The organism is Clostridium sp., from assembly GCF_050717635.1.
Classification (GTDB): domain Bacteria; phylum Bacillota; class Clostridia; order Clostridiales; family Clostridiaceae; genus Clostridium_AD.
Genome location: NZ_JBOITO010000031.1, coordinates 114,900 through 139,229, shown reverse-complemented (window position 1 = coordinate 139,229; position 24,330 = coordinate 114,900). Strand labels below are relative to the sequence as shown.

Genomic DNA, 24,330 nt, shown 5'->3' with positions numbered 1-24,330 from the left:
GCATGGGGTATATATTCCGCAGGAGCGTTAATTACAGCTGTGCCTGTTATGATACTATTTATTGCCTTATCTAAATACCTAGTTGGTGGGTTAACAGTAGGTAGTGTAAAAGGTTAGTAAATAAAATAAATAATTAAAATAACGTAATGAATGAATCAAAAGTTTGGTATTTCTTAAGTGCTAGCTTTTGATTCGTTTTTTTCATTTAAAGGATAAAGTATTATAAATTTTAACGCAGGGGGAAGTGCTATGAAAAAGGTTAAGTTTAAAATACCGGGTTTCAAAAAAAATAAAATAAGTATATCTACACTAAGTCAAAAGATATTCAAAAATCTAAAGATTAAAGGTGGCCTCTTTAAAAGATTAGTAATAACATTTACCTTGTTATCATTAATTACACTATCAATTTCAGCTCTTTTAATATTTCAAGTTACTAAGCAAAAAGTATCTGCTGATTTTGAAACATCAACTACTCAAATTTTAGACCAAAATATGAACTATGTTAGACTAATAGACAAATATTTCGAGGATATTTCTATTCAATTACTGACTAATAATGATTTTTTGGATACTCTTAATACTGTACCTGTTGACGTTTATGATAAAACTCAGCTTACTACAAAGCTAGTTAATAGCCTTAAAAATCTATCTGGTGGAGGAACTTCTTCCTTTGCTAAGAGTATTTATGTATTAAATGAAAAGGGTTTATCAGTAAATTCTGATTCTGGTAATTCAGTTGTTACTGATGCAGCTAAATATGCTGAATTTAAAACTACCGAAGATTATAAAAAAGTAATAGAAGCAAATGGTAAACCAATATGGTCAAAAGTTCACGTAAATACTTTTTCTCTTGCTCAGGAAAAAACTATAAGTTTTATGAGGGTATTAAGAGATAAATATAATGTTACAAATACGGGAATTTTAATTATTAACGCTGATCCAGAAGTTTTTGCTTCTTCTTTAAGCAAGGTGCAAATTGGTCAAAATGGTTATATGTTTATTTCGGATAAAGATGGTAATATTATTGCACATAAAGATGCTACTATTGCAGGTGAAAAAGTAGATAGTTCTATATGGAATTCTGTACAAAAAAAAGACAATGGTGCTTTTGATTTTAAGCTGAGTGGAACAAGTATGCGTGGAGTAGTTTCTACATATGATTCTAAATCATGGAAAATCATAGCTGTAGTACCAATGAAAGAACTTGCTTCTACAGCAAATAGTATCGGTATTTTATCAATTCCAATAATATTTGGATGCTTAATTCTTACTATAATATTTTCACTATTTATAACAATGAAAATTACAAACCCAATAAACGATATAATAGATGTTGCAGAAAATGTTTCTAATGGAGATTTCACAGTGAAAACCGATAGGTATTCTATTTATGAATTAAATGAATTAAGCCATAAATTCAACAATATGACGGAAAAACTTAAACAGATGCTTTCAATAACTGCTGTGCTAACAAAGGAAACTACAGACTCAGCAGCCCAAATTTTAAATTTATCAAGTAGCATAAATGAAAGTTCCACTGAAGTGGTTGTAGCAGTTGAAGAAATAACACTAGGATCATCAAAACAGACTGAGGAGACTATTGATTGTGCTAGAATTTCTGAAAAGTTTAATAGCGAAATCACTAGAGCGATTTCTGCCTTAAGCAATGTAAATAGTGCAACAAGTAATTCTATTGGTGTTATTAATACAAGTTCAAATATTATTAATAATTTAAGCAAAACTTCTCAAAATAACTCTGCAGCAATGGATAATGTATCTGACACTATTTCAACATTAGATGAAAACACAAAAGCAATCCTTACTATTTTAAATAAAATTAATAGCATTACCAAACAGACAAATCTATTGGCGCTAAATGCATCCATAGAAGCTGCAAGGGCTGGAGAGGCTGGAAAAGGTTTTTCTGTTGTTGCTAGTGAAATTAGAAAGCTGGCTGAGCAATCACAAAGCGCTTCACTGGAAATAGAAAATATTATTAGTAAAGTAAATACTTCTATAAATGATTCTCTTAGAATATCAACTAATGCAAAAGAGTTATTTAAAGAAGAATCCAAGCAAGTTAACAGTACAATACTGTCTTTCCAAGATATAAAGACATCAATTTCAAAAATTTCTGAAGCTATGGAACATTCAATGGAATCTATAAAAGTAATAGATGAGGACAAAAACTATTTATATGATTCAATAAATAGTATTGCTGCAATTTCAGAGGAGAATACAGCTGCAACTGAGGAAGTTACAGCAACAATTCAAAATCAATCACAATCAAATAATTTAATGAATTCACTGGCACAGGGATTAAATGATAAAGCAAATGAATTAATCGACTTAATTAAAAAGTTTAAATTTTAAAAAACAATCTCTTTACCTTAAATCCAAGGTAAAGAGATTATTTTTTATATATATTTAAAGTTGTCTGTCACAGTCTAAAGGTCCACATATATCAAACTCTGAATCTGATGGAGGTGGTACAAAGTTGGCGATTTTTTTCGCTTGTTCAAGTTTTTCTTTTTCTAACTTTGATATTTCTTCTGGAGTTAATTTTTTATCTGTCATTATCTATCCTCTCCTTTTTAAATATTGTTACTTCATTTACTACACTATAACCCTAATTCGTTTTTATAGCAATGGTTATTAATAAATAATCATTATTTATAATGCGATTATATTAATATATCACACCTCGAACACAATTGTTGGTTATAATAAATATATAAAGTCAATTATGTTGGTATAAATTATAGTATAATAGGAGTTATAAGAAAGAGGTGGGTTTATATGGGCAAAGAAAGAATACTTCTAGTTGATGATGAAGAGCGTATACGAGATATGATAAAAGAATATACCAGTCTTGAGGGATATTATATCGATGAAGCAGGTGATGGTGTGCAAGCTTTGAATCTGTTTTCACATCATAAATATTCATTGATTATTCTAGATGTTATGATGCCCAAAATAGATGGGTGGAGCGTGTGCAGGGAAATACGCAAAACATCAAATGTTCCTGTAATCATGCTTACTGCAAGGGGAGAAGAGTATGATAAGCTTTTCGGCTTTGAGCTTGGCGTAGATGATTACATAATAAAACCCTTTAGCCCAAAGGAACTTCTTGCACGTATGAAAGCAATAATAAGAAGAAGTTCATATGCAGACAAAGATGAAAAAGAAACTACAATTACATTTGAGGGTCTTGTTATAGATCTTAATTCTAGAAATACTTATGTTAATGATAAATTAGTTACACTTACGCCTAAAGAATATAGTTTACTAACTTTTTTTGCAGGTAATCCTAATAGAGTATTTTCTAGAGAACAATTGCTTAATGAGGTTTGGGGCTATGATTTTTTTGGTGATGACAGAACTGTAGATACGCATATAAAGATGCTACGTGAAAGTATAAAAGAATATAGAAAATTTATTGTTACAGTTTGGGGAACAGGATATAAATTTGAGGTGGGTGGGAAAAATGAAAAGTATAGCTCTTAAATTATGGTCAGGTATGATAGCTCTTGTGCTTATAATGCTTGTTATGCTATGGCTTTTCCAAATTATATTTTTAGAAAAATTTTATACTACAATAAAAATTTCAGAGATGAAAAGCAAAGGCTACTTTATTCTTGAGGGGTTAGAGTTGGACTCAGGAGAAAATCTTGAAACCACTTTTGAAACCTTTGCTAATGAGACAGGTTCTAACGTAGAGTTTTTGAATTCAAATGAAGAGACACTTTATAGCGTAGCCTCAAACGGGGGCGCTTCTAGTATGCCTATGATGATGATGAATAATGCAAGGATTGAGGCTATTAATGAAATTAAACAAGGAAAGGAAATAACTCTATCTTTAATTCATCCTAAATTTCATAATACATTTATACTTATTGGATTACCCTTCAAAGTGCAAGGTGAATTTGAGGGAGGGATTCTTATAAATTTGCCTTTAGCACCAGTAAAGGATACAGCTGCAATACTTAAAGTACAGTTATTTTATATCACATTAATTCTTCTTTTCACAGCATTGATATTTGCTTATTTTTTGTCTAGGAGTTTTACGCGACCTATACTTGAAATTACAAAAGTATCGGAAGAAATGGCCTCAGGTAATTTTTCTTTGAAGATTAAATCAAACAGCAGGGATGAGATTGGTAAACTTTCTAGCACTATAAATTATATGGGTGAAGAACTTTCAAAAACTGAACAACTGAGGAAAGACTTGATTGCCAATGTATCTCACGAACTACGGACACCTTTAAGTCTTATTCTTGGCTATGCTGAGACAATTAGAGATGTTACAGGCAATGTTGCAGATAAGAGAGAGAAACAGCTGAATATTATTATAGAGGAATCAGAGAGGCTTTCTAAAATCGTTGATGATATTCTTAACTTATCCCAAATACAGGCTGGATATCTTAATTTAAATAAAACTCAGTTTAATATTAATGAGCTTCTGGAAAGAGTTATAGTAAAGTTTCAGATTTTAAGTGAGAAAACCTCAGTGGATATAGTTCTTGAGAATCATGTAGATAAAATAGTAGAAGCGGACGAAATCAGACTAGAACAGGTTATGTATAACCTTGTAAATAACGCTTTTAATCATACGAAGAGTTCTGGACATATAATTATAAGGGCAATAGAAAATGAAAAAAACTTCAGAATTGAAGTGGCGGATACTGGAATAGGAATATCTGAAGAAGACCTAAAACATATTTGGGATAGATTTTATAAAACAGATAAAATAGAAGGGATAAAATCCACTGGCACTGGTCTTGGGCTAACTATTGTAAAAACTATTCTTGAATCACATGGTTTTAAGTACGGAGTAGAGAGCACAAAAGGGAAAGGGACTATGGTTTGGTTTGACATAAAAAGGCAAGTATAATAAAGTAAGAGACCCCCACTTTTAGAAGAGGGGGTCTTTTACTTTATCTGAAAGTTTCACAATTAGGTCGTTGTTTTATCATACTTCTATCACAACTTCCCCTTATACTAAAGATAGAAAGTAAATAAAAAAAATTATGAGGAGAGTGTTTTATATGAAAAATATCAAAAAAATGGTTCTATCCCTTGCAGTGGTAACAGTACTTAGTACTGGGGTTGTTTTTGCAGCTGTAGCTACAAAGACTCCAGCGGAAGTAGCAGCTGGATTAACAGGAAAGACAGTAGAGGAAGTTACAACAGAAAGAACCTCGGGAAAAACTTATGGAACAATTGCTGAAGAAGCAGGAAAGCTAGAAGCGTTTAAAACAGAGTCATTACAGCAGAAAAAATTAGTACTTGATCAAAGAGTAAAAGATGGTAACTTAACTCAAGAGGAGGCTGATGAAATTTACAATTCTATTGTGAAGAACCAAGAGACTTGTGATGGAACAGGAAGTGGTGGGATAGGCAAAATGAACGGTGCAGGATTTGGTCAGGGAAGAGGTCAAGGAAGAGGTCAAGGAATGGGAAAAGGATCTGGACAGGGTAATGGTTCTGGATGTGTAACACAATAGATTGTAAAATAAAGGAGTGACTTTTGTTGAAGAAAAATAAGATGTTAGAGTATTTAAGATGGGGGTTGCTTACGTTATTTGCAGTGCTTGTTAGCATTGCGGCATATCTCCATCAGATACTCGGAGGAGCGAAAGCTCCTTCAATTCATGCACTGTGACCATTTGGAGGGCTCGAAAGTCTTTATTCATTCTTTACAACAGGCGGACTTATACAGAAAATTTTCTCAGGTACCATGATACTTTTCGCAATAACTCTAGTTATAGCTCTACTTTTTAGAAGAAGTTTCTGTGGACTTATATGCCCCTTTGGAGCAATTCAAGAGTTATTTGCTAAAATTGGACAAAGGTTATTTAAAAAGAGGTTTATAATGCCTAAAAAAATTGATAAACCACTTAGATATTTGAAATATGTTATACTTGCAATAACAGTTTTTTATGCATGGAACACAGCAGGATTATGGATGGCTCCTTATGATCCATGGTCTGCATATGCTCATCTTCCTGAAGGCCTTTCAAGTGTTTGGGCTGAATCTGCTGTTGGACTAATAATACTTATAATAACATTGGTAGGATCACTTATATATGATAGATTTTTCTGTAAATATCTTTGTCCTATGGGTGCCCTTTATGCAATAGTAGGTAAAGTGAGCCCACACAGGGTTGTAAGAGATGAAAATAAATGTATAGATTGTGGGATATGCAGTAAAAAATGTCCTGTAAATATCGATGTACAACATCTAAAAGAGGTAAAATCTAGTGAGTGTTTAAACTGTCAGATTTGTGTACTTAACTGTCCTAAAGAAGGAGCTCTTAAACTAAAGCAAGGTAAACATACAATAAGTCCACTTATTACAATTATAATTGTAATTGCACTATTCTTTGGATCTATATTTGCATTCCAAGCTGCTGGATTATATAAACTTACCCCAGATGAACTTAAAACTGGAGAAAGTATAAATTATGATGAAATTAAAGGATATATGACAATTGAAGATGCTGCTAAAGATACAAAAACAGAATTGAAAGATTTCTATAATAAATTTAAGATACCAGAAAATGTACCTAAAGATGTTAAGATGAAGGAAATACAAAATGTTTCACCTGGATATGATTTTGATGCAGTAAAGGGATCTCTTGAATAGGTAGTAAATGTTAATAAATCCCGTGGAATAAATATTCCGCGGGATTTATTATTATTAATAAGCTGAATAGGAAATCTATCAGTATATAAAATTTTGTGCAAATAGATGAAACTTTTTTAGTTATATAATCGTATTAACTAGTAATAATAAAAAAAATAAAGTATAAGGAAGGATAGTATGAAAAAAAATATAATTTTTACCATAGTAAGTGTGTTAGCAGTTATAATTCTTGTGGGATGTAAAAGTAATAAGGTAAGTGAAAAACCACCAGCAATAAGCGGGAAACTAATAGCCCCGACAGTAATAGGGGAAGTATTAGATGTAAAGGAAGATGTCAAATCAATTTTAGTAAACTCTACTGCAGGTGTTGTAAAAGGTGAAATTTGGGTAAGTATAGATGATAAAACTAATTTTTTTGAAGATATTAATGAAGGAACGTCTATTCCGTATAAGAATGTAAGCCGGAAATTTGTTATAGGTAATCATGTGGAAATTTACATTGAGGGCGGGATAAGAGAATCTTATCCTATGCAAGGATTAGCTACAGCAGTTTATGTTAATGAAGCTACAAAATAATATTCTAAATATGGTATAATTGATAGATTAAGAGAAACACGAAAGAGCAATATAAATAATAAATATTGAAATGAGGATGAATATATGAGTATTAAAAAAGACTTATACGGTAAGACGAAAGATGGGAACCCTATTGATATTTTTACTTTGAAAAATTCAAAAGGTGTAGAAGTGCAAATAATCAACCTTGGTGGGATAGTTGTTTCAATTAAAGTTCCAGATCGGTTTGGAAATTTTGCAGATGTTGTTTTAGGTTATGATAAATTAGAAGATTATTTCCATAATATAAATAATTTTGGAGCAATTATAGGACGGTATGCTAATAGAATTGAGAATGCGACTATTGAATTTAATGGTGTAGAATATAATTTAAGTAAAAACAATGGGAAACATTTAATACACGGAGGATTTGTTGGTTTTGATAAAGTAGTATGGAAAGCTGATATTATAAAACAAGACAAAGAGGAATCTTTACAACTTACGTATACAAGTTCGGATGGAGAAGAGGGGTTTCCTGGAGAACTTAAGGTGAAGGTTATTTATACTTTGACAGCAGACAATGCACTGAAAATTGAATATTTTGCTGATTCCGATAAGGATACAGTAGTTAATTTAACCAATCACTCGTATTTTAATTTATTAGGGCGTGGGGATTTAGATATTCTATCTCATGAGCTTATGATTAATGCTGATAATTTCACTATAATAAATGATGAGTGCATTCCAACTGGAGAAATATGTTCAGTAGTGGATACTCCATTTGATTTTACTACCATGAAGACAATTGGTGATGGGTTACTAGCAGAAAATCAACAAATTAAATATGGTGACGGGTATGATCATAATTTTGTATTAAAGGTTAATGGAAAAACTCCACAAAAGATTGCTGAGCTATATGAAGAAAAAACGGGTAGACTTATGGAAACATATACTACAATGCCAGGAGTTCAACTCTATACAGCTAATAATTTAATAGCTAATAGACCGGGAAAAGGTGGACAGGTTTATAAAAAAAGGGATGCCGTATGTTTAGAAACTCAATTTTTTCCTAACTCTTTAAAGTATAAGAATTTTCCATCTCCAATACTTAGAGCATGTGAAGAATATGAGCATACTACAATTTATAAGTTTTCAACTAGATAGTAGAACAAAAGATAAACTTCTGATAAGGAATCTTAAATTAAAATAAAGTTAATATAGGAAAGGGTTGTCTCAAATGAGGTTATAATCATTTGAGACAACCCCTTTTATCCTATTTAACTCAGCGGCTTAACATGTTTTCTCTTATTTTTAAAATACCATTTAAATATTCAAGGTCCTCTGCAATTCTGTTTGAAGCAGGGGCTAGTGCATAGTCTGAAATGGAGTTTCTTAGTTTATCAATTTCATTTACTGCTTTGTTAATATCACGGGGACTTTTGATTTTTTTGTTTTCAATAGATTTAAATTTATTTCTTAATGAGCGTCTTTGCTTAGCCGACATTTTACCATTTGGAATATAAAGCCTGTCAGCCTTTGAAAGAATGTCCTTAAAGGTGGTTTCTATTATTTTATTAATGTCATCATTTGGTAGAACTGCAGCATCTCTGAAGGTACTCTCCTTTAAAACCTCTTGTACGTGTATATCCTTGCCGAAATGTTTCTAGGAAAATCAAATTGAAATTATTGTTTTTTAACTCATCTAAATTTGCTTTTACAGCATCTAAATTCATTTCTGTTGGTCTATGCCAAACTGCCCTGGACTCTACTTTTTTAGATTCCATAGATCTGTAGGTTACGAGATTTGTGTTTAACTTAACTTCATCCAGTAAGTCTATAAATTGAAATTCTAAGTCTTGTTTGTTTGTTGTGGCAGTTTTTATCTCTTCTAAAATTTGTTTTGCTGCAGATAGTTTTATACTTCCTGCATCTATAGCTTCCTTAGCACTTTGTAGTGGTACATCATACAATCCATCTTTAGCAGTAGTATAAGCTTGCAGCGAATCATTATAATCTTTTTCAAAAGCGGCTATCATGCTTTCAGGAGTTACAGAGGCAGTTAATGTTTTGGTAGTTTGGTCCATACTAATTTTTGCGCCGATTACCGCATTGTTAATGAGAAAGCTTGCGCCAGCTTCATGATCATTTGTTCCTGTAGTTATAGGTCCAAAGTCTTTTGTATAGGTAACTATTTGATCGCCACCTCTATCACTTTTACTAAATATTGTAAATAGAGAGTAACAAATAAAAGGAGTAAAACTCCAAAAATATATAAAAAAATGAAATATTGCTCTATGAAGAGGAAAAGAGAGATAAGTTTCAATAATCGACCATAAAAAGGAGATACACTCTAAGATTGAATTTTCTATTATTAATAATATACATTATAATAATGTTTATAAGGAGGGATCCAATTGAAGCAATTTGATAAATTATATAGTTTAAAGGGACAACTTATAGTTTCGTGTCAAGCTTTAGTGGAAGAGCCTCTATATGGTTCTGACATAATGGCAAAACTTGCATATGCTGCTGAAACAGGTGGAGCGGCTGCTATAAGAGCCAATACAATAGAAGATATTATAGAGATTAAAAAGTCAGTTGACCTACCAATAATAGGAATAATAAAAAAAATATATGATGATTCAGAAGTTTATATAACGCCTACTATTAAAGAAGTGAGAGCATTACACAATATCGGAGTTTATATTATTGCAACGGATTTTACAAATAGAACAAGACCTTACGGAATTGATCTGTTACAATTTTATAAGCAAATTAGAGATGAATTTCCAGATCAGATATTTATGGCGGATATATCTACTTATGAAGAAGGAATAATGGCTGAAAAGATAGGTATGGATATTATTTCTACAACTTTATCTGGTTATACAAATTATAGTGTAAACTCTGATGGTCCAGATTTAGAACTTGTTAATAGGTTATCAAAGAAAGTTAATATACCTGTAATATGTGAAGGTAAAATTCATTATCCAAAGCAAGCTAAAATAGCATTAGATAATGGCGCATATGCTGTGGTAGTTGGTGGGGCTATAACAAGACCACTAGAGATAACAGAAAGATTCATTAAAGAGATTAATTGTGGGAAATATAAATAATGATTTATGATGTGATTATAATAGGAGGAGGAACTGCAGGTGCGCTAGCTGCTATTGCCTCTGGTAGAATGGGAATGAAAACATTACTTATTGAAAGTAATGGATATGTAGGCGGCACGGCTACAGGTGGAATAGTTTCACCTATGATGAGCAATCATAAAGATGATTATATATCTGATTTAAATAATGAAATAATACTTAAACTTAAAGAAACAGGAGATGGCTTTGGAAATTGGTTTAATCCTGAAGTATTGAAATATGTTTTAGAAAGATTGATTGTAGAATCTGGAGTGAAAATTAGATATTATAGCAACGCTTTTAAACTAATAAGGAAAGAAAAATTAATCCATTCAATTTTAGTACAAAGTAAAAGTGGAGTTGAAGAATTTAAAGGTAAGATATTTATTGACTCCACAGGTGACGCAGATATTTCTAGGTTAGCTGGAATTAAAGTGTGCAAAGGGAACCTAAATGGGTTAAACCAACCTATTTCATTAAGATTTATAATGAGTAATATTAATGTTAGCGAATTTTCAAGTTATGTAGAGGGGTTAGGGCAAAAGCATGAGTTAGATGTAAACGAATTCAGCACAGCCCATACAAAAGATGGTGTGTTCCCATTACAACCTATATTTGAGGAAGCAGTTAAGAATGGAGAGTTACAAGAAGAAGATGCTAGGTATTTTCAATGTTTTTCTATCCCAGGTAGAAGTTCAGATTTAACATTTAACTGTCCTGAAATATTTCAGCAACTTGATGGCAGTAGCGTAGAGGATTTAACAACAGCACAAATAATAGGCAAACAAAAGATATTTAGATATGTTAAATTTCTTAAAACATTACCTGGTTTTAAAAATTCGTACCTTTCATTAATAGCTCCACTGGTAGGAGTAAGGGAAAGTGTTAGAATTCAAGGTGAATATATTTTGACGGGTAAAGATATTTTAACCTATAAAAAATTTGATAACAGAATCATGTCATCAAATTACCCAGTTGATATTCATAATTTAAGTAATGATGACACAGAATATATAGAAAAACTAAGAAATGACGTAAGTAATAAGGAAGCTTATTATGATATCCCATGGGACATAATGATTTGTAGTGAAATAGATAACCTAATAGTTGCGGGTAGGTGTGTATCAACAGATTTTATTGCTCAGTCTGCCATAAGAATTCAAAATATTTGTCGTGGCATGGGAGAAGCAGCAGGTTATATGGCATATATGAGCATAATTAATAACAAACAAGTTAAGCAGTTAGATAATTTAAGTTTTCAAACTCTTTTAAAACAAAAGGGGTTTAGATAAATATTTAAGGGGGAATAATGTATGAAAATCAGAAAACTATTAGCAATAGCATTAGCAGCAACGATGAGTGGATCTTTATTTGTAGGTTGTGCAAGTAATGACAAAAAGGAAGTAAAAGAAACTCCAGAAGTAAAAACAGAGCAAAATGTAGAATTTTGGACTATGCAGTTATCACCAACTTTTGATGACTATTTAAAGAGTGCTATAGTAAAATTTGAAACAGAAAATCCAACTATTAAGGTTAAATGGGTTGATGTTCCTTGGGGTGATATGGAGAAGAAAGTCATGGCAGCAGCAGCTTCAGGTTCAATGCCTGATGTTGTAAATTTGAATCCTCAGTTTGCTCAAAAATTGGCTCAATTAAATGCACTAGTTGATATGGGAGTAAGCGCAGCAGATGTAAAAGATGATTATTTTAAAGGAGCTTGGGAGGCTTCATCTTTTGATGGTAAAACCTTTGGACTTCCATGGTATTTAACAACAGGTATCACATATATCAATAAAGAATTATTTACAAAAGCTGGACTTGATCCAAATAAGGCACCAGCCAATTATGAAGAAATGTATAATGCAGCAAAAACAATAAAAGAAAAAACAGGAAAATATGGTTTTATGATTTCATTTAATGAAAGTGTTGGTATGGAAGCTTTTGAGCAAATGGGAGTAAAACTGTTTAATGATGATTATACAAAGGCTACGTTTAATACACCGGAAGCAATTGAAAGCATTAATTTCTTTAAGAAAATGATGGATGAGGAGTTAATTCCAAAGACTAGTTTAACTGAAGGACAAGGAACAATAATTCAAATGTATAGCGGTGGAGAAGTTGCTATGTTCCAAGGTGGAACTTCTCATGCAAGTATGATTGAAAAAAATAATAAAGAAATATATGATAATACCGCAGTGGGACAACAACTAGCAAATGCTAATGGAAAATATAATGAAGCTGTAATGAATATTTGTGTTGCGCAGAGTAGTAAAAACAAAGATGCAGCAGTTAAATTTTCAAAGTTTATTACTGATGCACCAAATCAAGTTGAGTTTGCTAAAGTTTCTGGAGCTATAATTCCATCAACTAGAGATTCAATAAAAGATGATTTCTTTAATTTAGAAAAAGGGAATGCAAGTGAGCAGGCAAGAACAATAAGTGCTGGCCAAATAGAAAAAGCTAAAAATATATTTCCTCCAATTAAAAATTATAGTGAAATACAAGACGCTTTCTTAACTGCAGTACAAAAGTCTATTGCAGGTGAGGGAAAGCCTGAAGAAGCATTAAAAGAAGCAGAAGCATTAGCAAATGCAGCATTAGCTAAATAAATAAAAAAGTTTTAAATTGTGCCCCACATAAAGGTGGGGCTTAATTTCTATAAAGGAAGGTAAGCGTAAGGAGGAAAAAAATATGAATAATATAATAAAAAGAAAAACGAAAAGAAAATTAAGACCATACGGTAAATTAACACCATATATGTTTCTACTTCCAGCACTATTAATATTAGGAATATTCGTATTTTATCCATTAATAAGAGTTATAATGTATAGTTTTCAATCTTACAATGTTTTTACACCACCAGAATGGATAGGCACTAAGAATTATGAAAATATAATAAAAGATAAAGCTTTTCTTGCTGCACTAAAAAATACAGTATTATATTTTATTATTGTTGTTCCTACTTTAGTAGTACTACCTGTATTTGTTGCTATTTTAGTTAATAGTAAACTAAAGGGTATTAAATTTTTTAGAGCATCTTATTATTTGCCGGTTATAACAAGCATGGTTGTTGCGGGGATAGCTTGGAAATGGATATATGCTGATTCTGGACTTTTAAATTACTTACTAGTAAATATTTTACATATTATTAAAAAACCTATACCCTTTTTAACATCTAAAAATACTGCGCTTTATTCAGTTATGATAGTTACTATATGGAAGGGTATTGGATATTATATGGTTATTTATCTATCAGGACTTCAAGCAATATCACAAGATATATGGGAGGCTGCAGAAATAGACGGAGCCTCAGGACTAAAAAAACACCTCTTTATTACTTTCCCACTACTTGCTCCATCAATGGCTATAGTTGCTGTAATGTCTTCCATGGCTGCTATGAAAGTGTTTGATGAAATTTATATTATGACAGGTGGCGGGCCGTTTAACAGCACTAAGACCGTAGTTTATTATTTGTATGAACGGGCATTCTCACAACTGGAAATGGGATATGCTAGTGCGGTGGGAGTAATATTATTCTTAATTTTATTAGTTTTTTCAATAATAAGTATAAAAATTTCAGATAAAAAAGTACAATAGGGGTGAAGATATGAATTCAGGTATAAAGATTAAATTTAAAGAAAAAGTTATACTATATACCATATTAATAGTTTTATTAATTGTATCTGTGGGTCCTTTTTTGTGGCTTTTATCCACAGCATTAAAATCATCTACAGAAAATTTATTTAAGTTTCCGCCGGATCTACTTCCAAGGCATCCTACACTTGAAAGCATGAAGTCAGTATTCAAAACAATACCCTTTATGACATATCTTATTAATAGTGTGATAATAGCATTGGTTCAAGTTGTTTTAAACGTTGTACTAGCGTGCCTTGCAGCTTATCCATTGGCTAGAATGAAGTTTAAGGGGAAAGATATAATTTTTACTGGGATTTTAAGTACAATGATGATTCCAATCCAGGTTACAATGATTCCTATATTTGTTTTAATATCTAAAATTGGATTAAAAAACAGCTATCCGGGAGTGATATTACCATTTGCAGTAACAGCCTTTGGAATATTTTTAATAAGGCAAGCGTTTCTTACAATACCCGTTTCTATAGAAGAAGCAGCATATATTGATGGTTGCAATGCATTTCAGATTTGGTATAAAATTTTATTACCATTAATAAAACCATTTATTGCCACGTTGGCCATATTTACATTTGTTAATTCATGGGGAGATTTTCTTTGGCCGCTATTAGTATTAAGTGATAAGAGTAAATATACTCTACCCCTGGGAGTTATGGATTTGCAGGGTACATTTGCTACAGATTGGAGACTAATAGCAGCTGGAGCAGTATTATCTATGATACCGATAATTATTTTTTTCATTGCAACGCAGAAGTATTTCATGGAAGGCGCTACTGCTGGCGGTGTAAAGGAATAAAAAGTATAAAGGAGCGATAGGTATGACTAAAAGATTGAATATAATAAATCATACACATTGGGACAGAGAATGGTATGAAAGTTTTGAGACCTTTAGAGGAAAATTAATTAAAGGAATAGAATTAATTGTTAAAGGATTAGATAATGGTCAATTCAAAAGTTTTATGTTAGATGGACAAACAGTTATTTTAGAAGATTTAGCAGAAGTTTTAGAAGATGGTGAATATAAAAAGCTTATTAATTATATTAAATCTGGAAGAATTGACGTTGGTCCGTGGTATGTTTTGCCTGATGAATTTTTGGTTAGCGGAGAAAGCATAATAAGAAACTTAAAAATAGGAACAGATATTTCAGCGCAATATGGTAAAAAAGATTTTGTTGGATATCTACCAGATACCTTTGGTCATATAGGGCAATTACCACAGATATTTAAAGGCCTTAATATAGACTGTGCATTGTTATTTAGAGGGGTACATTCTAAAAGTAGCGAAGTGATTTTTGAGGGCAGTGATCATACTGAAATTAAAGCTATAATTCTTCCACTATGGGAAGGATATTATAATCACTTTTTAACCTATGATGACTATACCAAAAGGTTAGAAATATATTTAGATAAAATTCAAAAGTTTACTGATAGTGAAGAATTATTACTTTTAAACGGCGCAGATCATTTAATTCCGCATGAAAATTTAAATGATAGATTAACGAAGCTAGAAAGTGATTTAGATATAGTAATAGAGCAGACAAACTTAAAAGAGTATATTTCTAGATTAGATAATAGTTCTTTTGTGGAAATAATCTATGGTGAACAAAGAGATGAAAGAAAAGCATACATATTACCAAATGTTGCATCAAGCAGAAGTTACTTAAAAAAACAAAATGGACAGCTAGAAGATAAATTGACTCATATAGCTGAACCTCTAGAGTTAATTAAGAGTATTGTAACAAATAAATATAAATATAAATTTCTTCATCATACATGGAAGTCGCTTTTAAAAAATCATCCCCACGATAGTATCTGTGGATGTAGTATAGATAGTGTTCATAGTGAAATGGAAACACGTAATGTGAAAATAAATGATATGCTTGAATCAATTAAGCATTATGCAGCCAAGGAAATTATAAAAAGTAAGCCTATAGATAATAATAAAATTTATATATTTAATCCACTTCCTTATAAGTATGAAGGGGTAGTAGAAGCAATATTAAATTTACCAACAAATATTGAAAACTTCAAAATTACGGATATCCGTAATAAATATATAACCATGGAAATTCTAAGCAGTGAAAACAAACAAATATTTTTAGCTGATGTTGATCTAGAGCCAAATTGGTATGAAGTACACCAATTTAAGGTTGCTTTAAAATCAAATTTTAAGGGCATGGGCTTTACTGAGTATAATATTGTTAATGATATTAAAAAAGAAGAAGAAATATATCGTAAGTCATTTTTAGAAAATTCATATGTTAAAGTTAGTATTAATAGTAAAGGTTATGTAGATATATTAAATAAGCAAAATAACAAATTATACGAAAATACAAATATGTTTGTGAGTTCTTTAGATGCAGGAGATGAATATACTTATTCACCACCTATTAATGATTGTGTAAGCACAGCAAATTTTGTGGGCGTTAATAATATAATTATTAATGATGTGACTCAAGAGTTAGTGGTTATATATAATTTAGAGCAACCTGAAAGCTTAGACGAACATAGAAATGGGCAGAGTTTAAAAAAAGTTATTACTGAGATTAAATCTACAATTAGAATATTAGGGAATAGTAAAACAGTAGAATTTACAACAGAAATAAATAATAAAGCTAAAGATCAGAGACTAAGAATAGTGTTTCCACTATGTAAAGGGGTTAAAAAATTTTATACAGATGTTAGTTTTGATAATGTAGAAAGAGTACCCTTAGAAAATATTACATATGACGCAGAAAAGCAGAGTGAAGTAAGAGTTAATACACATCCAACGGATAGTTATGCTTATATAAAAAATGAATTTGGAATAATCCATACAGGGCTTCAAGAAGTTGAAGTTTCAAATTATGGGAATTTTAAAGATGCAGTGTACCTAACTGTAATGAGGAGTGTGGGATGGTTATCTAGAGATGATTTTAGAACTAGAGGCGGAGGTGCAGGCCCTAATATGGCAACACCAGATGCACAGTGTTTAGGTAAAAACAGCTTTAATTATGCAATTACTTTTGAAGATAATGTTCCTTTTGAGGCGAAAAAAATAAGAATTAAACCTGTAGTTTTTCAAGGGAATGATATAGAAAATGCTTTGGAAAATATATTGATTTTAGATAATAAAAACATTATTATTTCAGCTTTCTATAAAAATAGCAAAGATGAAGTGATTTTAAGATTATATAATCCCAAAGAACAAGTAGAACTATTGCATATAGATTGTTTTTGGAAGGAAATATATGAAACTAACTTGCTAGAGGAAGAAGAGAAATTAATTACCGGGAGTATTGAAGTTAGTGCTAAAAAGATATTGACTCTCAAGTTAAAGTAAAGGAGTTTGATGATGAAAATTCTTTATATACCATTAGATGAAAGACCATGTAATTATAAATATCCAACACAGATTGCTTTGAAAATTAATAATATACAACTTATTACTCCACCACAAAACATACTAAGCAAGAAAAAACAAGCTGCAGACATTGAAAAGTTATGGGATTTTATTAATAGAAATGCAGGCAGTGCAGATTATGCGATTTTATCATTAGACATGCTAATTTATGGAGGTCTTCTTCCATCAAGGTTACATGTGGAAGAAATAGTAATGTTATTACAAAGGCTAGAGAGAATTGTGGAATTAAAGAAAATGAATCCTAAATTAAAGATTTACGCCTTTGGTTTAATAATGAGAGTTCCGTCTTATAATAGTAGCGAAGAAGAGCCGGATTATTATGAAACCTATGGAGAGACTATATTTAACATATCTTGGTTACAGGATAAAATTAATATAGGAGAGGCCAACCTAGAAGATAGTTTTAAGTATAGTGAATACTTAGAGAAACTCCCTAAAGAATACTATGAAGATTATTTCAATCGTAGAGAAAAGAACTTTATGGTTACTGAGGAAGCTCTAAAATATGTAAGTCAAGGTATATTTGAAGAATTTGTGATACCACAGGATGATTCTGCTCTTTATGGGATACAATCTAAAGAACAGAAAGACCACATAAAGACAATTGAAAAATTAGAAATTATTGATAGTGTTCTAATTTATCCAGGTGCTGATGAGGTAGGATGCACCTTGCTTTCTAGAATTTTAAACTACTATAATGAGAAATGCCCTAAAGTTTATGTGAGATTCTCATCAGTGATAGGACCAACTATAATACCTAAATATGAAGATAGGCCACTACTTGAGACAATAAAAGCTCATATAATTTCCTGTGGAATGAATATAACAGATAACAGCACAAATGCTGATTTAATCCTCATGGTGAATTCTCCGGAAAATCAGATGACTGAAGCCTTTGAGCAAGATGATAAACCTAGGACAAACCAGTGTTATAGAAATTTAAAAGAATTTGTAGCATCTATAATAGAATATATAAATTCAGGTAAAAAAGTCATTATATCTGATTCAGCCTATAGTAATGGTTCAGATGTTGAACTTATAACGCTTCTTAGAAGCTATAACTTGTTAAATAAAGTAACTGCATATGCAGGTTGGAATACCAATGGAAATACACTTGGAACGGTACTTTCAAGTGGCGTAGCAAATTTATATGGGGATGTTAATCTGGAGTTTTTAATATATAGAATTGTAGAAGATTGTGGATATCAAGCTATTGCACGGCAAGAAGTAATAAAAGAAATAGAGTCAAAGGGGCTTTCATATTATGATTTTAAGCATCAAACATCTTGGGTGGAAGATATAACAAAATCTATGTTAAATGAATTTGTTGAGAAGTTCATTAATAGTAAATTTGAAGGTAATGCAATAACCGTTGCTAAAGTTAAATTTCCGTGGGATAGGATGTTTGAAGTAGATTTAAATATTGAGGTGAAATAGTTGAGAATATTATGTTTTGATATAGGTGGAACTGCAATTAAAATAGGGCTAGTAGATGAAAATGGTAATATTTTAGAAAATAGAGAAATACCAACGGATGCTGGAGCTGGTGGAGAGAAGCTAATTAGTAAAATTTTAGATGAGATTAGTGTGTATAAGGATATAGATAGAGTTGGAATAAGCACAGCGGGACAAGTTGATTTTCAAAGTGGAAAAGTGATCTTTGCTTCTGAAAATTTGCCTGGATGGACTGGAATGGAAATAAAAAAAAGAATAGAAGATAAGTACTCTATTTTAACGGCTGTTGAAAATGATGTTAATGCAGCGGCAATAGGAGAAGCATATTATGGTTTAGGTGAAGTGAATTTAAATTTCTTATGCTTGACATATGGTACGGGTATTGGTGGAGCAATAGTAGAAAATGGTAAAATATATCGTGGCGCAACTGGTTCCGCTGGGGAGTTTGGACATATGATAACCCATGTAGGGGGTCTTAAGTGCAGTTGCGGTGGAAGAGGTTGTTATGAAGCATATGCATCAACATCCGCTTTAGTAAGAAGTGTTAAAGCTTCCACAAATACTTGTGATGAAATTGATGGAAAATACATTTTTAAAAGGGTTTTAGAAGAAAATGAAGAATATAAACAGTTAGTTGATAGGTGGATAGTGGAAGTTGCCATGGGACTGTGCAGTATAATACATATGTATAATCCAAGTCATATAATTCTTGGTGGAGGAATAATGCAGCAAGAGTATATATTGGCTAGGTTAAGAGTGAAGATAAGTGAATATGTTATGCCTAATTTTAATAAAGTACAAATAAGTTTAGCAAAATTAGGTAATACTGCAGGTTTACTGGGAGTTTCAATATTAGCAAAAGAATTGGAGTGATGTAAAATGAGAGAGAAGTGCAATATTTTACCTACTATTAATACAAGTTATAATACCTTTACTAAATCTGAAAAAAAAGTAGCAGAATTAGTTATTAAAGATCCTAAACACATATTATATAGCTCTATTACTGATTTAGCTGATGAAGCTAAAGTTGGAGAGACTACAGTTCTAAGATTTTGTAGGAAGATTGGATTTGATGGATATCAAAGTTTTAAAATGACATTAGCACTAAGTATACAAATAGAAGACGGAATGGGAGAGCAACTTAGTGATGAAATCACTAAAGGGGATACACTTATTGAAGTATCTAAAAAAATTCTGAATGTTAATATTGCAGCACTAAATGAAACTTTTGAGTTATTAGACTATGAAGAGTTAAATATAGCAGTTAATAGTTTGCTTTCTGCCAAAAGAATTGTATTTTTTGGAGTTGGATCTTCCGCAGTAACAGCTTATGAAGCAAAAAATAAATTTGTAAGAATTAGACCAAATGTAGAGGCGACTTTTGATTCTCATATGCAAGCTATGGTCGCAAGTTTAATGAAAAGTGATGAAGTTGCAGTAGGATTTTCATATTCAGGAAGTACAAAAGATACTGTAGATGTGATGAAACTAGCTAAAAATGCAGGAGCTAAAACCATATGTATAACTAGATTTGCTAAATCTCCAATAACTAAATATGCAGATGTAGTACTTTTAGTAGGAGCAAAAGAGGGACCGCTTCAAGGTGGAGCATTGTCTACTAAGATGGCTCAGTTATATATGATTGATATTATATATGCAGAGTATTTTAGAAGAAATAGTGAACTCGCTAAAGAAAATAAAGAAAAAACCACAATGTCAATCTCGGATAAGATGTATTAATTATGAAAAGACATGTTGAATTTGAAAGTAATGGACTTACTTTAAGAGGATATCTTCATATGCCAAATACAGTTACAGAAAAAGTACCTCTAGTATGTATGTTTCATGGCTTTACAAGTAACAAAATGGAAGACCATTTTTACTATGTTAGGCTGTCTAAAAGACTTGAGAAATTGGGAATTGCCTCACTAAGAATGGACTTTGGAAATTCAGGAGAAAGTGATGGTAATTTCGAGAACATGACTCCGAGTTGTGAGATAAATGATGCAATTAATATAGTGGAATATGGAAAAACAATTCCTAATATTGATTTAGACAGAATAGGGTTAATTGGCTCTAGTATGGGTGGAATGATTGCAGGGATTGTTGCTAGTGAACTTAAAGATGATATAAAGTGTCTATGTCTCATATCTCCAGCAGCTAATATTGAACAAATTATGAGTGATTATTTTGAGAATGGGAATAGAATTGCAGATATTAATGGACTGCTTTTTTCAAGGGATGCCTTTGATGAAATGAAGACAATATCTACTTATGAAAGAGCAAAGGGATTTAAAGGTGAAGTTTTAATAGCCCATGGTACAAAAGATGAAGCAGTTCCAAATGAATTTGGGAAGAAATATAAAGATATATATGGAGAAAAAGTGAATTTTGTAGATATTGAAGATGGGAATCATATTCTTAGTTCCCGAAAATGGGAAATGCAGCTTAGTGATGCTATAATTGAATTTTTCACAAGTAAATTTTAATTATTATGTTATAATATAATGTAAGGAATTTAAATTTTACTAAAAGTGGGGGCCGCAAGATGTTTAGTCCAATAAAGACTACGAAAGTTTATGAACAGGTAATAATACAAATAAAAGATATGATTGCTAAAGGCATTCTTAAAAAAGGCGATAAGCTTCCATCAGAGAGAGCTTTAGTGGAACAATTACAGATAAGCAGAACTTCTATTCGTGAAGCACTTAGGGCTTTAGAAGTAATTGGGCTTATAGATTGTAGACAAGGGGAAGGCAACTATATAAAAGCAAGCTTTCAAGATAATTTATTTGAACCACTATCAATTATGTTTATGCTAGAGGAAAGTAACCCAGAACAAATATGGGAGCTTAGAAAGATCATGGAAGTTGAGGCTTCAGGCCTTGCTGCTAAGAGAATAACGGATGATAAGTTGCAAGAATTAAAAGAGATTTATCAAAGATTTATGAATTCTGTTGATGAAGATGTTACTGCTGAAATTGACAAAGAATTTCATTATAAGATAGCAGAATGCTCAGGTAATGTTTTAATATTTAATATTCTTAAAACAGTTTCAACTCTTGTGGATCATTTTATTGTGGATGCAAGAAAATTGATATTGGTCCAAGAAAAAAATAAGAAAATATTGTTTGATCAACATAAGAATGTATATTTAGCTATAGAAAAACATAGTTCAGCAGCCGCAAGGCAAGCTATGCGTGAACACCTAGATTTTGCAAACAAGTATATATGATTAAACTAATATAATATATAAAATGAAGGTAAGAATAATAACAAATATTATTCTTACCTTCATTTTTGTGAATAAAATAAATCTTATTGTTAACTAATTAACAATTGTAGCAATATTTAAAATAGTGTGATACTATTAATTTAGAAGGTGGTCAGACCATACTACCATACATAAATTTAGATTTTTAATACAAAGATTGGAGGAATATATATGGAAATTTTAGTTTGTATCAAACAAGTTCCAGGAACTTCAAATGTTGAAGTGGATCCAGTTACAGGTGTTTTAAAAAGAGATGGTATAGATTCAAAGATGAACCCTTTTGATTTATTTGCTTTAGAAACTGCACTTAAAATTAAGGAACAAAAGGGTGGAGTAATTAAGGTTATAACAATGGGACCACCACAAGCAAAAGATGTGATTCGTGAAGCATATATGATGGGCGCTGACGAAGGAGCACTTGTAAGCGATAGAAAATTTGCAGGAGCAGATGTACTTGCTACTTCTCGTACACTTTCACAAGGCGTAAAGCAAATGGGTGGATTTGATCTTATATTATGTGGAAAGCAGACAACAGACGGAGATACTGCTCAAGTAGGACCAGAAATGGCTGAGTACTTAGGTATTCCACATATTGCAAACGTTTTAAAAATAGAAGAAATAAAAGAAAAATCAGTTATTGTGGAAATGGATATGGCAAATACTATTGAAATAGCAGAAGTTAACTTCCCTTGTCTTTTAACTGTAGATAAAGATATATATCAGCCAAGACTTCCATCATATAGAGCAAAAATAGCCACAAAAGATAGAGAAATTAAAGTGATAACGTTAAATGATTTTGAAGATAAGAATGAAAAAAAATATGGACTTAACGGTTCACCAACACAAGTTGAAAGAATATTTCCACCAGAAGTTAATAATGATAGAGAAACATGGACAGGCAGTAGTGCTGACCTTAGTCTTAAAATAGCTACAAAACTTAAAGAATTAAAATTTGTATAAAGAGGGGTGGTATATTCATGAGTAAATTAATTTGTAATCAGGAAAAAGTAAACGATTCCAATATCCAAGAATTAATAAAGGTTTGCCCTTTTGGTTCAATTGAATACATTAATGGGAAAATAGAAGTTAATGCAGGTTGTAAAATGTGTAAGATATGCGTTAAAAAAGGACCAAAAGGAGTAATGGAATTTGTTGAAACAGACGAAGCAAAAATTGATAAGAGTTTATGGAAGGGAATAGCTGTATATGTGGACCATGTGGACGGAGATATACATCCTGTAACAATGGAACTTATCGGAAAAGCTAGAGAGCTTGCTAGCGTTGTTAATTTCCCAGTGTATTGTGTATTTATTGGTCACAATATAAAGGAAAAAGCTAAAGAATTACTTTTATATGGTGTTGATGAGGTATTTGTGTACGACGATTCAGAGCTTAAGGATTTTAGGATAGAACCTTATACAGCTGCTTTTGAAGATTTTGTAAATAAGGTAAAGCCATCATCCATACTTGTTGGAGCTACAACTGTAGGTAGATCCCTTGCCCCAAGAGTAGCTGCAAGATTTAGAACGGGACTCACAGCTGACTGCACAATGCTTAAAATAAAAGAAAATACAGATCTTGTACAGATAAGACCTGCTTTTGGTGGTAACATTATGGCTCAGATTTTATGCCCGAGTACTAGGCCTCAGATGTCAACAGTAAGATATAAGGTTATGAATGCTCCTGAAAAACTTTGTGCTCCGAATGGTAAAATTACTATTTGTGAAATAGATAAAGAAAAATTAGCTTCTAATATAACAGTATTAAAGGTTACAGAAAAAGAAATAGAAGAAAATATATCAGATGCAGAGGTAATAGTTGCAGTTGGTAGAGCTCTTAAGTCAGAAAAAGACATGGCTATGATTCAGGAACTTGCAGATCTTCTTTCCGCTCAAATAGCTGGAACAAGAAGATTAATTGAAACAGGTTGGATTGATGCTAAGAAACAAATAGGTCTTTCTGGTAGAACAGTTAAACCAAAACTTATAATAGCTCTTGGAATATCTGGGGCAGTTCAATTTACAGCTGGAATGAATAGTTCAGAGCGTATATTTGCTGTAAATACAGATGCAAATGCTTCCATATTCAATGTAGCTCATTATGGAATAGTAGGAGACATATATGAAATAGTTCCCCAATTGATAGAGAATATTAAAAATGGTGGAGCAGAGTCTTGTGTTAGTAATTTTTAGTAAACCGTTAAAACTT

The 24,330-nt window shown here is 31.6% G+C and carries 23 protein-coding genes; 20 read left to right on the top strand and 3 right to left on the bottom strand.

Annotated features, from left to right (window positions below):
• The first annotated feature begins 249 nt into the window (after positions 1–249).
• The gene (locus ACREWB_RS16145) at positions 250–2,373 is read left to right on the top strand and encodes a methyl-accepting chemotaxis protein (RefSeq protein WP_431548488.1); all 2,124 of its coding nucleotides are present in this window, start codon (positions 250–252) and stop codon (positions 2,371–2,373) included.
• 54 nt (positions 2,374–2,427) lie between these two features.
• Here ACREWB_RS16145 and ACREWB_RS16140 read toward each other — a convergent pair whose 3' ends face one another.
• On the bottom strand, positions 2,428–2,577 hold the full coding sequence (locus tag ACREWB_RS16140) for a hypothetical protein (protein WP_431548487.1): 150 nt from the start codon (positions 2,575–2,577) through the stop codon (positions 2,428–2,430).
• A gap of 222 nt (positions 2,578–2,799) precedes the next feature.
• On the opposite strand from ACREWB_RS16140, the gene ACREWB_RS16135 reads away from it, so the two are divergent.
• The 6 genes from ACREWB_RS16135 to ACREWB_RS16110 all read left to right on the top strand — a co-directional run bounded on the left by ACREWB_RS16135 (position 2,800) and on the right by ACREWB_RS16110 (position 8,368).
• Complete coding sequence (locus tag ACREWB_RS16135; protein WP_431548486.1) at positions 2,800–3,507, top strand: response regulator transcription factor; 708 nt, start codon at positions 2,800–2,802, stop codon at positions 3,505–3,507.
• On the top strand, positions 3,488–4,894 hold the full coding sequence (locus ACREWB_RS16130) for a sensor histidine kinase (RefSeq protein WP_431548485.1): 1,407 nt from the start codon (positions 3,488–3,490) through the stop codon (positions 4,892–4,894). The genes ACREWB_RS16135 and ACREWB_RS16130 overlap by 20 nt, the downstream gene beginning before the upstream one ends.
• 154 nt (positions 4,895–5,048) lie before the next feature.
• Positions 5,049–5,507 carry a hypothetical protein gene (locus tag ACREWB_RS16125; RefSeq protein ID WP_431548484.1) on the top strand — a complete coding sequence of 153 codons (459 nt, stop codon included), beginning with the start codon at positions 5,049–5,051 and terminating at the stop codon, positions 5,505–5,507.
• 233 nt (positions 5,508–5,740) lie between these two features.
• On the top strand, positions 5,741–6,649 hold the full coding sequence (locus ACREWB_RS16120) for a 4Fe-4S binding protein (protein WP_431548483.1): 909 nt from the start codon (positions 5,741–5,743) through the stop codon (positions 6,647–6,649).
• A 177-nt stretch (positions 6,650–6,826) separates the two neighbouring features.
• Positions 6,827–7,225 (top strand): hypothetical protein, encoded by a 399-nt coding sequence (locus tag ACREWB_RS16115; RefSeq protein WP_431548482.1) that lies wholly within the window; start codon positions 6,827–6,829, stop codon positions 7,223–7,225.
• 84 nt (positions 7,226–7,309) lie between these two features.
• Complete coding sequence (locus ACREWB_RS16110; protein WP_431548481.1) at positions 7,310–8,368, top strand: aldose epimerase family protein; 1,059 nt, start codon at positions 7,310–7,312, stop codon at positions 8,366–8,368.
• A 118-nt stretch (positions 8,369–8,486) separates the two neighbouring features.
• On the opposite strand, the gene ACREWB_RS16105 is transcribed toward ACREWB_RS16110, so the two are convergent.
• Positions 8,487–8,708: a hypothetical protein gene (locus ACREWB_RS16105; protein ID WP_431548480.1), complete on the bottom strand. Its 222-nt coding sequence runs from the start codon at positions 8,706–8,708 to the stop codon at positions 8,487–8,489.
• A 79-nt stretch (positions 8,709–8,787) separates the two neighbouring features.
• On the bottom strand, positions 8,788–9,288 hold the full coding sequence (locus tag ACREWB_RS16100; protein WP_431548479.1) for a hypothetical protein: 501 nt from the start codon (positions 9,286–9,288) through the stop codon (positions 8,788–8,790).
• A 330-nt stretch (positions 9,289–9,618) separates the two neighbouring features.
• Here ACREWB_RS16100 and ACREWB_RS16095 point away from each other — a divergent pair, with 330 nt between their 5' ends.
• The 13 genes from ACREWB_RS16095 (at position 9,619) to ACREWB_RS16035 (ending at position 24,314) form a co-directional block, all read left to right on the top strand.
• A complete protein-coding gene (locus ACREWB_RS16095; RefSeq protein WP_431548478.1) occupies positions 9,619–10,320 on the top strand; it encodes an N-acetylmannosamine-6-phosphate 2-epimerase in 702 nt (233 codons plus the stop codon).
• Positions 10,320–11,630, top strand: a complete 1,311-nt coding sequence (locus ACREWB_RS16090) for an FAD-dependent oxidoreductase (RefSeq protein ID WP_431548477.1) — start codon at positions 10,320–10,322, stop codon at positions 11,628–11,630. Before ACREWB_RS16095 ends, ACREWB_RS16090 begins: the two co-directional genes overlap by 1 nt.
• A 21-nt stretch (positions 11,631–11,651) precedes the next feature.
• Complete coding sequence (locus tag ACREWB_RS16085; protein WP_431548476.1) at positions 11,652–12,947, top strand: ABC transporter substrate-binding protein; 1,296 nt, start codon at positions 11,652–11,654, stop codon at positions 12,945–12,947.
• Positions 12,948–13,029: 82 nt separating this feature from the next.
• A complete protein-coding gene (locus ACREWB_RS16080) occupies positions 13,030–13,935 on the top strand; it encodes a carbohydrate ABC transporter permease (RefSeq protein WP_431548475.1) in 906 nt (301 codons plus the stop codon).
• Positions 13,936–13,945: 10 nt separating this feature from the next.
• Complete coding sequence (locus ACREWB_RS16075; protein ID WP_431548474.1) at positions 13,946–14,785, top strand: carbohydrate ABC transporter permease; 840 nt, start codon at positions 13,946–13,948, stop codon at positions 14,783–14,785.
• A gap of 22 nt (positions 14,786–14,807) precedes the next feature.
• Positions 14,808–17,312 (top strand): glycoside hydrolase family 38 N-terminal domain-containing protein, encoded by a 2,505-nt coding sequence (locus ACREWB_RS16070; RefSeq protein ID WP_431548473.1) that lies wholly within the window; start codon positions 14,808–14,810, stop codon positions 17,310–17,312.
• A gap of 12 nt (positions 17,313–17,324) precedes the next feature.
• Entirely contained in the window at positions 17,325–18,830 is a 1,506-nt protein-coding gene (locus ACREWB_RS16065) for a DUF4127 family protein (RefSeq protein ID WP_431548472.1), read from the top strand.
• Positions 18,831–19,721, top strand: a complete 891-nt coding sequence (locus ACREWB_RS16060; RefSeq protein WP_431548471.1) for an ROK family protein — start codon at positions 18,831–18,833, stop codon at positions 19,719–19,721.
• Positions 19,722–19,727: 6 nt separating this feature from the next.
• Positions 19,728–20,588, top strand: coding sequence for a MurR/RpiR family transcriptional regulator (locus tag ACREWB_RS16055; RefSeq protein WP_431548470.1), 861 nt, complete (start codon positions 19,728–19,730; stop codon positions 20,586–20,588).
• A 2-nt stretch (positions 20,589–20,590) separates the two neighbouring features.
• The gene (locus ACREWB_RS16050; protein ID WP_431548469.1) at positions 20,591–21,337 is read left to right on the top strand and encodes an alpha/beta hydrolase; all 747 of its coding nucleotides are present in this window, start codon (positions 20,591–20,593) and stop codon (positions 21,335–21,337) included.
• A 59-nt stretch (positions 21,338–21,396) separates the two neighbouring features.
• The gene (locus tag ACREWB_RS16045) at positions 21,397–22,083 is read left to right on the top strand and encodes a FadR/GntR family transcriptional regulator (RefSeq protein WP_431548468.1); all 687 of its coding nucleotides are present in this window, start codon (positions 21,397–21,399) and stop codon (positions 22,081–22,083) included.
• A gap of 210 nt (positions 22,084–22,293) precedes the next feature.
• Entirely contained in the window at positions 22,294–23,082 is a 789-nt protein-coding gene (locus ACREWB_RS16040; RefSeq protein ID WP_431548467.1) for an electron transfer flavoprotein subunit beta/FixA family protein, read from the top strand.
• Between the two features lie 17 nt (positions 23,083–23,099).
• Complete coding sequence (locus ACREWB_RS16035) at positions 23,100–24,314, top strand: electron transfer flavoprotein subunit alpha/FixB family protein (RefSeq protein WP_431548466.1); 1,215 nt, start codon at positions 23,100–23,102, stop codon at positions 24,312–24,314.
• The last annotated feature ends 16 nt before the right edge of the window (positions 24,315–24,330 follow it).

Excerpts from the sequence above, each read along its gene's own strand:
- ACREWB_RS16145 (WP_431548488.1), top strand. The coding sequence starts at position 250 with ATGAAAAAGGTTAAGTTTAAAATACCGGGTTTCAAAAAAAATAAAATA.
- ACREWB_RS16140 (WP_431548487.1), bottom strand. The coding sequence starts at position 2,577 with ATGACAGATAAAAAATTAACTCCAGAAGAAATATCAAAGTTAGAAAAA.
- ACREWB_RS16135 (WP_431548486.1), top strand. The coding sequence starts at position 2,800 with ATGGGCAAAGAAAGAATACTTCTAGTTGATGATGAAGAGCGTATACGA.
- ACREWB_RS16130 (WP_431548485.1), top strand. The coding sequence starts at position 3,488 with ATGAAAAGTATAGCTCTTAAATTATGGTCAGGTATGATAGCTCTTGTG.
- ACREWB_RS16125 (WP_431548484.1), top strand. The coding sequence starts at position 5,049 with ATGAAAAATATCAAAAAAATGGTTCTATCCCTTGCAGTGGTAACAGTA.
- ACREWB_RS16120 (WP_431548483.1), top strand. The coding sequence starts at position 5,741 with ATGATACTTTTCGCAATAACTCTAGTTATAGCTCTACTTTTTAGAAGA.
- ACREWB_RS16115 (WP_431548482.1), top strand. The coding sequence starts at position 6,827 with ATGAAAAAAAATATAATTTTTACCATAGTAAGTGTGTTAGCAGTTATA.
- ACREWB_RS16110 (WP_431548481.1), top strand. The coding sequence starts at position 7,310 with ATGAGTATTAAAAAAGACTTATACGGTAAGACGAAAGATGGGAACCCT.
- ACREWB_RS16105 (WP_431548480.1), bottom strand. The coding sequence starts at position 8,708 with ATGTCGGCTAAGCAAAGACGCTCATTAAGAAATAAATTTAAATCTATT.
- ACREWB_RS16100 (WP_431548479.1), bottom strand. The coding sequence starts at position 9,288 with ATGGACCAAACTACCAAAACATTAACTGCCTCTGTAACTCCTGAAAGC.
- ACREWB_RS16090 (WP_431548477.1), top strand. The coding sequence starts at position 10,320 with ATGATTTATGATGTGATTATAATAGGAGGAGGAACTGCAGGTGCGCTA.
- ACREWB_RS16085 (WP_431548476.1), top strand. The coding sequence starts at position 11,652 with ATGAAAATCAGAAAACTATTAGCAATAGCATTAGCAGCAACGATGAGT.
- ACREWB_RS16080 (WP_431548475.1), top strand. The coding sequence starts at position 13,030 with ATGAATAATATAATAAAAAGAAAAACGAAAAGAAAATTAAGACCATAC.
- ACREWB_RS16075 (WP_431548474.1), top strand. The coding sequence starts at position 13,946 with ATGAATTCAGGTATAAAGATTAAATTTAAAGAAAAAGTTATACTATAT.
- ACREWB_RS16070 (WP_431548473.1), top strand. The coding sequence starts at position 14,808 with ATGACTAAAAGATTGAATATAATAAATCATACACATTGGGACAGAGAA.
- ACREWB_RS16065 (WP_431548472.1), top strand. The coding sequence starts at position 17,325 with ATGAAAATTCTTTATATACCATTAGATGAAAGACCATGTAATTATAAA.
- ACREWB_RS16055 (WP_431548470.1), top strand. The coding sequence starts at position 19,728 with ATGAGAGAGAAGTGCAATATTTTACCTACTATTAATACAAGTTATAAT.
- ACREWB_RS16050 (WP_431548469.1), top strand. The coding sequence starts at position 20,591 with ATGAAAAGACATGTTGAATTTGAAAGTAATGGACTTACTTTAAGAGGA.
- ACREWB_RS16045 (WP_431548468.1), top strand. The coding sequence starts at position 21,397 with ATGTTTAGTCCAATAAAGACTACGAAAGTTTATGAACAGGTAATAATA.
- ACREWB_RS16040 (WP_431548467.1), top strand. The coding sequence starts at position 22,294 with ATGGAAATTTTAGTTTGTATCAAACAAGTTCCAGGAACTTCAAATGTT.
- ACREWB_RS16035 (WP_431548466.1), top strand. The coding sequence starts at position 23,100 with ATGAGTAAATTAATTTGTAATCAGGAAAAAGTAAACGATTCCAATATC.